Origin of the sequence: Salmonella sp. 741265073_HBA (assembly GCF_046569105.1) — a bacterium.
In the GTDB taxonomy this organism is placed as follows: domain Bacteria; phylum Pseudomonadota; class Gammaproteobacteria; order Enterobacterales; family Enterobacteriaceae; genus Salmonella; species Salmonella enterica.
This window is the reverse complement of record NZ_JBKFRY010000001.1, coordinates 98,366-110,820: the sequence shown is the minus strand read 5'-3', so window position 1 is coordinate 110,820 and position 12,455 is coordinate 98,366. Positions and strand designations below refer to the sequence as shown.

At 52.5% G+C, this 12,455-nt stretch carries 13 protein-coding genes; 4 read left to right on the top strand and 9 right to left on the bottom strand.

What is annotated here, in order from left to right; genetic code table 11:
* Positions 1-5 precede the first annotated feature (5 nt).
* From potG to ACLD3P_RS00510, 6 genes are all read right to left on the bottom strand, one after another.
* The gene (gene potG, locus ACLD3P_RS00535) at positions 6-1,139 is read right to left on the bottom strand and encodes a putrescine ABC transporter ATP-binding subunit PotG (RefSeq protein WP_001000698.1); all 1,134 of its coding nucleotides are present in this window, start codon (positions 1,137-1,139) and stop codon (positions 6-8) included.
* Between the two features lie 87 nt (positions 1,140-1,226).
* Positions 1,227-2,339, bottom strand: a complete 1,113-nt coding sequence (gene potF / locus ACLD3P_RS00530; protein WP_000125769.1) for a spermidine/putrescine ABC transporter substrate-binding protein PotF — start codon at positions 2,337-2,339, stop codon at positions 1,227-1,229.
* A gap of 348 nt (positions 2,340-2,687) precedes the next feature.
* Positions 2,688-3,164 carry a YbjN domain-containing protein gene (locus tag ACLD3P_RS00525; protein ID WP_000624814.1) on the bottom strand — a complete coding sequence of 159 codons (477 nt, stop codon included), beginning with the start codon at positions 3,162-3,164 and terminating at the stop codon, positions 2,688-2,690.
* Between the two features lie 96 nt (positions 3,165-3,260).
* Positions 3,261-4,163: a 30S ribosomal protein S6--L-glutamate ligase gene (gene rimK, locus ACLD3P_RS00520; protein WP_000684361.1), complete on the bottom strand. Its 903-nt coding sequence runs from the start codon at positions 4,161-4,163 to the stop codon at positions 3,261-3,263.
* Between the two features lie 57 nt (positions 4,164-4,220).
* Positions 4,221-4,943, bottom strand: coding sequence for a nitroreductase NfsA (gene nfsA, locus ACLD3P_RS00515; RefSeq protein WP_000075300.1), 723 nt, complete (start codon positions 4,941-4,943; stop codon positions 4,221-4,223).
* Positions 4,927-5,217, bottom strand: a complete 291-nt coding sequence (locus ACLD3P_RS00510) for a YbjC family protein (RefSeq protein WP_001259131.1) — start codon at positions 5,215-5,217, stop codon at positions 4,927-4,929. Before ACLD3P_RS00510 ends, nfsA begins: the two co-directional genes overlap by 17 nt.
* A gap of 169 nt (positions 5,218-5,386) precedes the next feature.
* Between ACLD3P_RS00510 and ACLD3P_RS00505 the strand changes: the two genes are divergently transcribed.
* The gene (locus ACLD3P_RS00505) at positions 5,387-5,650 is read left to right on the top strand and encodes a GrxA family glutaredoxin (RefSeq protein ID WP_000495513.1); all 264 of its coding nucleotides are present in this window, start codon (positions 5,387-5,389) and stop codon (positions 5,648-5,650) included.
* 31 nt (positions 5,651-5,681) lie between these two features.
* On the opposite strand, the gene ACLD3P_RS00500 is transcribed toward ACLD3P_RS00505, so the two are convergent.
* Positions 5,682-6,059, bottom strand: a complete 378-nt coding sequence (locus ACLD3P_RS00500) for an inner membrane protein YbjM (RefSeq protein ID WP_000680850.1) — start codon at positions 6,057-6,059, stop codon at positions 5,682-5,684.
* A gap of 270 nt (positions 6,060-6,329) precedes the next feature.
* On the opposite strand from ACLD3P_RS00500, the gene ACLD3P_RS00495 reads away from it, so the two are divergent.
* Positions 6,330-8,015 carry an aspartate:alanine antiporter gene (locus tag ACLD3P_RS00495; protein ID WP_001024853.1) on the top strand — a complete coding sequence of 562 codons (1,686 nt, stop codon included), beginning with the start codon at positions 6,330-6,332 and terminating at the stop codon, positions 8,013-8,015.
* Positions 8,016-8,131: 116 nt separating this feature from the next.
* Here the strand turns inward: ACLD3P_RS00495 and ACLD3P_RS00490 are convergent, their stop codons facing one another.
* Positions 8,132-8,752, bottom strand: a complete 621-nt coding sequence (locus tag ACLD3P_RS00490; RefSeq protein WP_000661881.1) for a TetR/AcrR family transcriptional regulator — start codon at positions 8,750-8,752, stop codon at positions 8,132-8,134.
* Positions 8,753-8,919: 167 nt separating this feature from the next.
* On the opposite strand from ACLD3P_RS00490, the gene ACLD3P_RS00485 reads away from it, so the two are divergent.
* Positions 8,920-10,131, top strand: a complete 1,212-nt coding sequence (locus ACLD3P_RS00485; RefSeq protein WP_131046187.1) for an MFS transporter — start codon at positions 8,920-8,922, stop codon at positions 10,129-10,131.
* The gene (locus tag ACLD3P_RS00480; protein ID WP_131046188.1) at positions 10,128-10,943 is read left to right on the top strand and encodes a Cof-type HAD-IIB family hydrolase; all 816 of its coding nucleotides are present in this window, start codon (positions 10,128-10,130) and stop codon (positions 10,941-10,943) included. The genes ACLD3P_RS00485 and ACLD3P_RS00480 overlap by 4 nt, the downstream gene beginning before the upstream one ends.
* A gap of 53 nt (positions 10,944-10,996) precedes the next feature.
* Here ACLD3P_RS00480 and ACLD3P_RS00475 read toward each other — a convergent pair whose 3' ends face one another.
* On the bottom strand, positions 10,997-12,229 hold the full coding sequence (locus tag ACLD3P_RS00475; protein WP_001181284.1) for an MFS transporter: 1,233 nt from the start codon (positions 12,227-12,229) through the stop codon (positions 10,997-10,999).
* Positions 12,230-12,455 lie beyond the last annotated feature (226 nt).

The window sequence follows — 12,455 nt, the reverse complement described above, 5'->3', positions numbered from 1 at the left end:
CCCCCTTATACCGTCAGGACCACGCAGCTATCCGCTTCCCAGCACAAACGCACTTCATCGCCCCAGGTCGGTAACCCTTTCCGGTAACGGTGCGCATTCTGCAGTTGAGCGCTGATCATCTGCCCGCTTTTTAGCCGCACATGATAAATAGACAGATCGCCGAGATACGCAATATGCGCCACTTCGCCGACGGCGAAATTATAGCCATCGGCAGGCGGCGACTCACACAGCATGATTTTTTCCGGACGTAGCGCCACATATACCGGCACATTATCAACGACAGAGGCATCTGCATCGACTTTTAACGGATGAACCAAACCAGGTGCGTCAATGACCAGACCATCCTCTTCACGCGCTTTCAGTAAGCCCTCAAAAACATTTACCGATCCGATAAATTCGGCGCTGTAGCGGGTCGTCGGATGCTCGTAAATCTCCTCCGGTTCGCCAATTTGCACAAATTTTCCACGGTTCATGATGGCAATGCGCCCCGCCATCGTCATCGCTTCTTCCTGATCGTGCGTCACCATGACGCAGGTCACGCCGACGCGCTCAAGGATATCCACCACTTCAAGCTGCATCCGGTCGCGTAATTTTTTATCCAGCGCGCCCATCGGTTCATCCAACAAGAGCAGCTTAGGACGTTTCGCCAGGCTGCGCGCCAGGGCCACGCGCTGACGCTGACCGCCGGAAAGCTGATGCGGCTTACGTTTCGCAAACTCCTGCATGTGCACCAGCCCCAGCATTTCATTGACGCGGCTGGTAATCTCCGCCTTCGGCAGTTTGTCCTGCTTCAGACCAAAAGCGATGTTCTGCTCTACCGTCATATGCGGAAACAACGCATAGGACTGAAACATCATATTAATCGGACGCTGATACGGCGGAACATGCGCCAGATCGACGCCGTCGAGCATAATTTGCCCGCTGCTCGGCGGTTCAAAACCTGCCAGCATCCGTAGCAGAGTCGATTTTCCACAACCTGACGCGCCCAGCAGGGCAAAAATCTCGCCTTTATAGATAGTCAGACTGACATCATCGACAGCATGTTGCCCGTCGAATGACTTCGTCAGGTTGCGAATTTCCAGAAGCGGCGTCAGCGCTTTACGGGTTTTCACCTGCGGGCGGTGGGGGACATCATTCACAAGGCGCTCTCCGGCATAACACAATCAAACGATACAAACGGTGGAATGCCCGATAGCGCACGCTTATCAGGCCATACCGTTAATAAATTACTTACCGCTTTTCACCTTCGTCCATGCGCGGGTGCGGACGCGATCAATCTTCGGCTCCTGCACTTTCAGGGTAAACAACTTGGCCCGCACATCCGCCGGCGGATAAATTCCCGGGTTATCGCGCACCTGCTGGCTGACCAGCGCCGTCGCCTCTTTATTCGCATTGGCGTAGAAAACGTGATCGGAAATATGGGCAATCACATCAGGGCGCAGCAGATAATTAAGGAACTGGTAGGCCTCGTCTTTATTTTTGGCGTCAGCCGGCATGGCAAACACATCAAAAAACGCCATTGCCCCCTCTTTGGGAATCGAGAAAGAGATATTGACGCCATTTTTCGCCTCTTTCGCCCGGTTAGCGGCCTGCCAGACATCGCCCGCCCAGCCGATGGCCACACAGGTATCGCCATTAGCCAGATCGTTAATGTATTGCGAGGAGTGGAAATAGCGAATGTTTGGCCGTAGCTTCAACAACAGATCGGTTGCCGGGCCGGTGTAGTCATCCGCTTTGCTGCTATTCGGATCTTTACCCAGATAGTTCAGCACGGTGGCAAAAATTTCTTCAGGCGCATCAAGGAAAGAGACGCCGCAGCTTTTTAGCTTCTCCAGATTTTCCGGCTTGAGGACTAAATCCCAGCTATTCACTGGCGCATCATCCCCCAGCACCGCTTTCACTTTATCAACGTTATAGCCAATGCCCGTCGTGGCCCACATGTAGGGCATGGCGTATTTGTTGTCAGGATCGTGCTTCGCTACCAGTTTCAGCAGTTCAGGATCGAGGTTTTTCCAGCCGGGAAGTTTGCTTTTATCCAGCGGCTGAAAAACGCCTGCGGTGAGCTGGCGCTCAAGAAAACTGGCCGATGGCACCACCAGATCGAACCCGGTACTGCCTGCCATTAACTTGCCTTCCAGCACTTCGTTAGAGTCAAAGACATCATAGATAACGTTAATCCCGGTCTCTTTTTCAAAGTTCGCCACCGTGTCCGGCGCGATATAATCTGACCAGTTATAAATGTGCAGCGTTTTTTGTTCGGCAGCGAGCGTGCCGACAGAGACGACCATCAGAGCACCCGCAACCAGACCCGATAGCCATTTTTTCTTTAAGGCGGTCATCATCGCTTTCCTTCTGAAATCCGTTAACAAATGAACCCATTAGGCGTGGTTTAAAACATGCCTGAAATGTGCATACCTTTTCATTTGATACAAATGAAGAAGAGAGGTCGCCCTCCCTGCCATCAAGCTCGCTATAGAAGCTTCGCAAGAATAACTTTAGCTAAGGTTTGAGGCTATAGCCCAGATTAAAAAACGCCTTTTATCAATTTTTTATGCAGGTTTTGTCTATGTGATAAAGCGAAATGGTCAGAAAGGAGGTGAATAATTCTTTAAATAAAGGTTAACGGCAGCATAAAAAAACGTAAACAGCAGCCGCGCTGGCAGCGACTGCCTGATTATCGGGAGGGATCAGTGAAGAAAATGGTCAACCGCGCTGGTTTTTTGCGCGTCTTCTTCCGCGTTAAACAGAAGCTGATGCGCCCCGGCCTCAAGGATCACCATAGAAATCTGCTCTTCACTTTGGCGAACAAACCATTCGAACTGTTCGTAGGTGACGCCTTGCATAACGGATAAAGACTGGCACACAACCAGTTTTGGCAGATTATCATCCTGCATATCGAGAAAGGCTTTTACCGTCAACGAACTGGCGTTAATAGCAGAGAGATCGGCCGCCAGCGGCAGCAACGCGGAAGGCCTGACCTCCGCCATCGCGGAAAAAAGAACGGTGTTGTCCACCAAATCGATTTTAGCATCGTAGACGCCGTCAAAATTCTGCATATGCGGCAAATGCAGCGCCTGGCAGGTATCACATTCGAAGAAATTCATGCCCAGGTCGTCGAGCCATTGACGCAACGTATCCAGAGTGGGAACGACCAGTGATATCATAATAATGTGCTACCTCTTACGATGACGATGAAAAAATTACCGGCACAGCTTACGCAAAAAGCGTGCTTCGTACTACGGCGGAATCCATGATTGCGATTAGCCGCCGATTTTAAGGCAAAATTCAGGCGTAGCGTGACGTTCTATCCACTGAATCATTCGCCCCGCGATATCCACGCCCGTGGTCTTTTCGATACCTTCCAGTCCCGGCGAGGCATTCACCTCCATCACCAGCGGCCCGCGCGCGGCGCGTAAAATATCGACGCCCGCCACATCCAGCCCCAGCGTTTGTGCGGCTTTGATGGCGATATCCCGTTCACGGGGCGTGATCGTCGCGATGCTGGCCACCCCGCCACGATGAAGATTGGAGCGAAAATCACCGGCTTTCGCGCAACGCTCAATCGCCGCCACAACCTCATTGCCGACGACCAGACAACGAATATCGCATCCTTTAGCTTCGGCAATGTATTCCTGAACCAGGATATGGGCATTCAGCCCCCGAAACGCATCAATAACGCTTTCAGCAGCCTGACGCGTCTCCGCCAATACCACGCCGATCCCTTGCGTGCCTTCTACCAGCTTCACGACCAGCGGCGCCCCGCCAACCATCTTAATAAGATCGCTGGTATCATCCGGCGAATGGGCGATCCCGGTAATGGGGAGATCGATCCCCTGGCGCGCCAGGAGTTGTAGCGATCGCAACTTATCGCGCGCGCGGGTAATGGCGACGGATTCATTCAGCGGATAGCTACCCAGTAGCTCAAACTGACGTAGCGCAGCGGTACCATAAAAGGTAATGGCCGAACCAATACGGGGAATAACGGCGTCAAAATGGGGCAGACGACGCCCCTTGTAATGGATCGACGACGCAGCCGGATTAATATTCATATAGCAGGAAAGAGGATCGAGTATCTCGACCAGATGGCCGCGCCGCATCGCCGCTTCGCGCAGACGTTTGCAAGAATAGAGCGTTCCATCCCTGGACAATATGGCAATTTTCACCCTGCACCTCGCTGAAAACCCTGAAAAGCCCGCGTATCATACACTGGCCCGCAGGTTTTAGCGCGTCGCCCAGCCCTGTTTATGCAAATATTCAAGGATAAATGGGCGATTTTCTTTAATCAGGGTGCGACGGATATGATCGCTCCAGGTATCGCGTCGCGTATTACTGCCTCGGGTCAGATAATACTCAGCCAACTGCTCGTCATAGCGCGCCAGCAGCTTTTCATCAAGCGGTTGATACTGGTTCTCATGAACCACAAGCTCTGCAGGCAGGCGCGGTTTCAGATCCGGATTATCCGCAGGCCATCCCAAACACAGGCCAAAGAGCGGCAATACATGCTTCGGCAATTTTAACAGTTCGGTAACAGATTCAATATTGTTACGAATACCGCCGATATACACGCCGCCTAACCCCAGTGATTCCGCCGCCGTCAGCGCATTTTGCCCCATCATCGCCGTATCGACGACACCGAGCAGCAGTTGTTCGGCAAGCCCCAACTGCGCGTCAGGGCAGATCTGCAAATGACGATTAAAATCGGCGCAAAATACCCAGAACTCAGCGGCCTGCGCCACATGCTTTTGCCCGCCCGTCAGGGGCACTAACGCCTCGCGCAGCGCCCGATCGGTAATACGGATAATAGAGCTGCACTGTAAAAAACTGGAACTGGACGTGCTGCGCGCGGCGGCAATAATGGCCTCTCGCTGCGCGTCAGTCACGGGTTCATCGGTGAAATGGCGAATAGAACGATGGCCACAAAGAAGTTCAATGGTCGGACTCATTATGCTTTTCTCTATCTGAACGGGAAGAAATGTCGGGTGGACGTTTCATCAACTGCGGCGCCAGTAACTGCGCAATACGCCACATCATCGCCACCGCGGCGGGGAGGATCAACACGACGCCGAGGAAAACCATCAATACGCCAGCCAGCGGCGTATTGAACGGCGCGGGCAGCGTAAGGTAATGATTAAGCGATAGCAGAGCAAGCGCCAGCAAAATCATACCGAGGCATTCCAGTATCAGTACGCTTTTGGGTAACACGCCAATCGTGCGCATATCAAGCCTCCCGGTAAACTGACGCACAGTGTAGAACGTTCTGGTCCGGCGTGCTTAACAGATATAGCCCTGGGTTATCAAAGGAACAGGCGTAACCTGCTTTTCATCTGCCGTAAATCGCGGCATGATAACACCTGTTCGCCGTCTGGCTTTATGTTCGAGGAGAGATATGTTTACTGTTATTTTTGGCCGCCCAGGGTGCCCTTATTGCGTGCGTGCAAAAGAGTTGGCGGAAAAACTGAGCAAAGAACGCGACGATTTTAACTACCGCTATATTGATATCCATGCCGAAGGCATTACTAAAGCGGATTTGGAAAAAACCGTAGGTAAACCTGTAGAAACCGTACCGCAGATTTTTGTCGATCAAAAACATATCGGCGGCTGTACGGATTTTGAAGCATGGGCAAAAGAAAATCTGAATCTTTTCGCCTGATTGCTCTGGCAACGCCCTCTACCGGAGGGCGCTACCGGCGTTTTTTTCGCCGGTGGCTAAACAGGCTGCTAATAAACAAATAACAGAGCGCGCCTAACGCACACCAGAATACGGCGCTAAATAACCACGCCAGTTCTTGCCAAAACGATCGGGTAGGCATAAATACCACGCGCATTAACACCAGGCAAAACGGCGCCGCCAGCATCGCCCCGATCAGCGGTCGGATCACCTCGCGTCGGTGAGAACAAAAACTGGCCACCGCACCAGGCAACGTAAAAAATAACAGTCCAATCTCAGGATGCCCTGCCGCGCGAAAAGCGCCTTGTACATGCATAGTTAATGAAAGACACACCACAATAAAGAGTACAAAGCAGCAGACAACGCTTGCCCACCCGTGTTTATGTTTCAATCGTTCCTCCTGACACTCTCTATCGAACACGCTTTCCGCCGTGAGGCATCCAGTCAGATAAAGTCATGTGGCATTCCATGCCAAAAACACACCTGCACGATTCTTATAGCCGTTAGTACGCAATAAGCTTAAACTAGCAGGATATATTGTTGTGTTGTTTTTATTTGGATGCTGTATGCAATACGATTGCACCCTTAATTCATGATAAAAACAGTAGCGTAAATTACCATTTCTTTCAACAGCTTACTCGTAAACAAGAAGTTAGTCTCCGTGAATATAAACGTCGCAGATTTGTTAAATGGGAATTACATCCTGTTATTATTTGTGGTCCTGGCTCTTGGCCTGTGTCTTGGCAAGTTACGTCTGGGTTCAGTCCAACTTGGTAATTCCATTGGCGTTTTAGTGGTCTCTCTATTATTAGGGCAGCAACACTTTAGTATTAACACCGACGCGCTAAATCTGGGATTTATGCTGTTTATTTTTTGTGTCGGCGTCGAGGCTGGCCCCAACTTTTTTTCGATTTTTTTTCGCGACGGTAAAAACTATCTGATGCTTGCCCTGGTCATGGTCGGTAGCGCTCTGCTAATCGCCTTAGGCCTTGGTAAGCTATTCGGCTGGGATATCGGCCTGACGGCCGGTATGCTGGCCGGCTCAATGACATCCACGCCCGTGCTGGTTGGCGCAGGCGATACCCTGCGACATTCCGGCATCGCCAGCACCCAACTCTCCTCCGCTCTTGATAATCTGAGCCTGGGCTATGCCCTGACCTATCTGATTGGGTTGGTCAGTCTGATCGTGGGCGCGCGCTACTTGCCTAAACTACAGCATCAGGATTTGCAAACCAGCGCCCAGCAAATTGCTCGCGAGCGCGGTCTGGATACCGATGCTAATCGCAAGGTTTATTTGCCGGTTATCCGCGCCTATCGGGTTGGCCCGGAGTTGGTGGCCTGGACTGACGGCAAAAACCTGCGCGAGCTGGGTATTTACCGTCAGACAGGCTGCTATATCGAACGTATTCGCCGTAACGGTATTCTGGCGAACCCGGATGGCGATGCGGTGCTGCAAATGGGCGATGAGATTGCGCTGGTCGGCTATCCGGACGCGCACGCCAGGCTCGATCCCAGCTTCCGTAATGGTAAGGAAGTGTTTGATCGCGATCTGCTTGATATGCGCATCGTGACGGAAGAAATTGTGGTGAAAAACCACAATGCGGTCGGTCGCCGCCTCGCTCAGCTCAAGCTGACCGATCATGGCTGTTTCCTTAACCGCGTCATCCGCAGCCAGATCGAAATGCCTATCGACGATAACGTCGTGCTGAATAAAGGCGATGTGTTACAGGTGAGCGGCGACGCCAGACGCGTAAAAACCATCGCCGATCGCATTGGTTTTATTTCGATCCATAGCCAGGTGACGGACCTGCTCGCCTTCTGCGCTTTTTTTATCATCGGGTTAATGATCGGGATGATTACCTTCCAGTTCAGCAATTTTAGTTTCGGCATCGGCAACGCGGCCGGATTGCTGTTCGCCGGGATCATGCTCGGTTTCCTGCGCGCTAACCATCCTACCTTTGGTTATATTCCGCAGGGCGCGCTTAACATGGTGAAAGAATTCGGCTTGATGGTATTTATGGCAGGCGTTGGTTTAAGCGCCGGCAGCGGTATCAGCAACGGTCTGGGCGCGGTCGGCGGACAAATGCTGATCGCCGGGCTTGTCGTCAGCCTGGTACCGGTGGTGATCTGCTTCTTGTTTGGCGCTTATGTGCTGCGCATGAACCGGGCGCTGCTGTTCGGCGCCATGATGGGCGCGCGTACCTGCGCCCCGGCGATGGAAATCATTAGCGATACGGCGCGCAGCAATATTCCAGCGCTGGGTTATGCGGGGACTTACGCCATCGCCAACGTTCTGCTAACGCTGGCGGGGACGCTTATTGTCATCATCTGGCCGGGGTTAGGATAAAACTGAAGTTTGCCTTTAAGTGAAAAAATTTTGCCAATAGGTCGAACTTTTCGTTAAAGCATCAGTCATACCTATTGCCACTGCTTTTCTTTGATGTCCCCATTTTGTGGAGCCCATCAACCCCGCCATTTCGGTTCAAGGTTGGTGGGTTTTTTGTTGCCTGACGCAGAGTGACACGACATTGACTCTCCGGCGATTCGCTTTACCATCTGTAAAATCGCTTCACGCGCCAGCGGCGTTCGATCCGTTACAAAATGCAGCGTCATCCCCTCGATAAACGCATCCAGCGCGCGGGCAGTCTGCGCGTCAAACCACTGCGCCAGCGTATTCTGGCTACGCTGCATCCAGTTTTGCATGACTATTTTTAACGCTGGCTTATCGCTGGCATAGGCATATAACTGATACATTAACGTCATATTATCCGGCGTCGTAACCTGCGAGCCGTAAATCATTTCCGTTATCGCCTGGCACGCCCCCTCCGCATCCGTCACCTGCGCAAAAAAGTCCTGGTATTGACGCGACATGTTCTCGGTGAAAAGTGTAAAAGCTTCACTCAATAACGCATCCATACCGGCAAAATAGTAGGTCATCGAGCCAAGCGGCACCTGAGCGATAGCGGCGATTTTCCGGTGCGTCACGGCATGAACGCCATAGGTCTTTACCGCTTCCAGTGTGGCCTGAATTATTTTTTCCCGTCGCTTAGGATCATTGGCGCGTCTTACGGCATTTTCTTTCATGATGAGTTCCACATCTCATTCAGGATGCAGGCTATAGTAGCCTGCCGCTTACGCTGAAAAAACAGACAGTAAAAACTGTCTGCACAACGAAGTATGACGACGATATGTACAAATGTACACAAGCTTGCTAATGTTTACCTCTCGCTTCTATTTTCTGGCCTGACGCTATGACCGTCCTCTCCTCACGTAACGCCTTAAAACGCCGTACCTGGGCGCTGTTTATGTTCTTCTTTTTACCCGGACTGCTGATGGCCTCCTGGGCAACCCGAACGCCTGCTATTCGGGATATTCTTTCCGTCTCTACCGCGGAAATGGGGGCGGTCTTATTCGGGCTTTCTATCGGTTCAATGAGCGGTATTCTTTGTTCCGCCTGGCTGGTGAAACGATTTGGCACCCGAAAGGTTATTCGCACGACGATGACCTGCGCAGTAACCGGGATGGTTATTCTTAGCATCGCGCTGTGGTGCGCCTCGCCGCTGATTTTTGCCCTTGGATTAGCTGTTTTCGGCGCCAGTTTTGGCGCCGCCGAAGTGGCGATTAATGTCGAAGGCGCGGCGGTCGAACGCGAGCTGAATAAAACCGTTCTGCCGATGATGCATGGTTTCTACAGTTTCGGCACGCTGGCGGGCGCTGGTGTCGGCATGGCGTTAACCGCATTAAGCGTCCCGGCTAACATCCATATCATCCTCGCGGCTGCCGTGGCGATCGCGCCCATTTTTATCGCCATTCAGGCGATCCCTGACGGTACGGGTAAAAACGCATCGGAAGATGCTCACCTTCAGGAAAAAGGATTACCTTTTTATCGGGACATCCAGCTTTTGCTTATTGGCGTGGTGGTGCTGGCAATGGCATTCGCCGAAGGCTCTGCGAATGACTGGCTGCCGCTACTGATGGTAGACGGACACGGTTTTAGCCCAACCTCCGGCTCTCTGATCTACGCCGGTTTCACGCTAGGTATGACCGTTGGCCGCTTTACCGGCGGCTGGTTTATTGACCGCTATAGCCGGGTGACGGTTGTTCGCGCCAGCGCGTTGATGGGAGCGCTGGGCATTGGTCTGATTATTTTTGTCGATAGCGACTGGGTTGCCGGCGTCTCGGTCATTCTTTGGGGCTTAGGCGCTTCGCTCGGCTTCCCGCTGACCATTTCCGCCGCCAGCGATACCGGTCCCGACGCGCCGACGCGCGTGAGCGTTGTCGCCACGACCGGCTATCTGGCGTTTTTGGTCGGGCCGCCGCTGTTGGGCTATCTGGGAGAGCATTATGGATTACGCAGCGCCATGATGGTTGTGCTGGCGCTGGTTATTCTGGCGGCGCTGGTGGCGAAGGCCGTCGCCAAACCTGTATCGACTCCGCAACCGGTGATGGAGCATAACGCATGAGTATCAAATTAATCGCCGTCGACATGGACGGCACTTTTCTGAGCGATCAAAAAACCTATAACCGTGACCGGTTTATGGCGCAGTACCAACACATGAAGCGGCAAGGCATTCGCTTTGTCGTGGCCAGCGGCAACCAGTATTACCAGTTAATCTCCTTCTTTCCGGAAATTGCGCACGAAATCGCTTTTGTCGCGGAAAACGGCGGCTGGGTGGTCAGCGAAGGAGAGGATATTTTTAACGGCGAGCTGACAAAAGCCGACTTCCAGACGGTTGTCGAACACCTGCTCACACGCGCCGATGTGGAGATTATCGCCTGTGGAAAAAACAGCGCCTACACGCTGAAACGGTACAACGATGCGTTAAAAGCCGTTGCGGCAATGTATTATCATCGTCTGGAGTTTGTGGATAATTTCAACAATATCAACGATGTTTTTTTCAAATTCGGCCTTAATATTACCGATGAACGGATACCGGAAGTACAGGCGGCGCTGCACGACGCCATTGGCGATATCATGGTCCCCGTTCATACCGGCTATGGCAGTATTGATTTAATAATTCCCGGCGTGCATAAAGCCAACGGCCTGCGTCTGTTACAGCAGCGCTGGGGCATTCATGATAGTGAAGTGGTGGTATTCGGCGACGGCGGCAACGATATTGAGATGCTGCGTCAGGCCGGGTTTAGTTTTGCCATGTCGCACGCCAGCGAGGCGGTCGCGGCGGCGGCGAAATACTGCGCCGGATCGAACAACCAGGAAGGCGTGCTGGATATCATCGACAGCGTATTAAACAACGAGCCGCCGTTCAACGTCTAGCGGATGCCTCTCTATGCCTGATAACAGAAAGCTTATCAGGCGTAGCCGCTCTCTCAGACTGTTTGCAAATTCCCCGTCCGCTTATCTTTTAAGAAGACCAGCATCAGCAGTAGCCAAAGAATACCGTTTGCCAGATTAAACAGGCTAAATAGCCCATTGCCGCCGCTTAACCAGGCGTGTTTACTGACTTCAATGCCAACGGTAAAAATCAGCATTTGTAGCATTCCCATCGCCGCCGAGACCGTTCCTTTACTCATATCGCTGGAAAAGAGCGTCAGACGCACCAGTCCGGCATTCGCCAGCCCAATGCCAAAAGCGTATACGCTTAATCCCGCCGTCATCCATAAATAAGCATGGGATGAAACCACCGTCGCCGCCGCGGCGATGATCAGCCCCGCGACGATAGGCCAGCCGCCCATCACGATCAGCGAGCGAACCGTACGTCGGGAGGTTAAACGCGCCAACACCAGATTACCGGCAATGAGCGCGCCAAAAACGGGCACCTGCAGCAGACCATATTCATAGCTGCTGAGCTGTTCGCCGCTAATGATGATAATCGGCGACTGCGCAATCCAGGCCAACAGCGGCAGGCTGACAAATCCCAGCGCTAACGCCCCTGCGACGAACCGCCGGTTTTTTATCACCAGCCGATAATCCCGGCCCAGCGCCTTAAATGACAACGTTTCGCCCCGCCGCGTGGCGGTCTCCGGCATTGCGCGCTGTAGCCCGAAAAAGGCGATAGCGGCCAGTGCGGCAAATAAAATAAACATTCCCTCCCACGGCAGAACATGCACCCATGCCGCCCCAACCAGTGGTCCCAGTAGCGGCGCGATTAACGCCACGTTCGCCATCAGCGCGGTAATTTTTATACACACCGCTTCCTCAAAGGATTCCTGAATCGCGGCATACCCTACAGCGCCGATAAAACACAGGCTAATCCCTTGCAAAAAACGCAGGAATGTAAATTGTTCGATGTTTTTCGCCAGTAACGTCGCCAGGCAGGTGACAATAAACCACACGACGCCCGCCAGCATCACGGGACGACGGCCAATCCGGTCAGACAACGGGCCAAGCAGCCACTGTAAGAACATACCGCCCGCCAGATAAGCGGTCATGGACGTCGGAACCCAGTCCAGGCCCGCTTGATACTGCTCAACCACCGCCAGCATACCCGGCTGGATCATGTCGTTGCCAATATAAGTAGAAAACTCGTACAGCACCAGACAGAGAGGAAAAAGCAGCGCCTGACGTCCCAGCCTGCCGCCTGATTGTAAACGATTCTGCATACCATCTCTTCGCCAATAAAAACCGCGCAGAGTGTAATGAAAGTCGGGGAACTGAGATAGCGAATTATGAGGCTGCAAGGGAAATAGCGCACATTTTTACAGAAAGCCGCTTAGCGCTTGCATACTTTAAGGTTAATTTAAGTTTGCGCCGTTATCATCAACGTTATTTTATGCCATTGTCTTAAATCTCTTCATGTTGCCGCCAAATAAGACAATACTGCTTTTC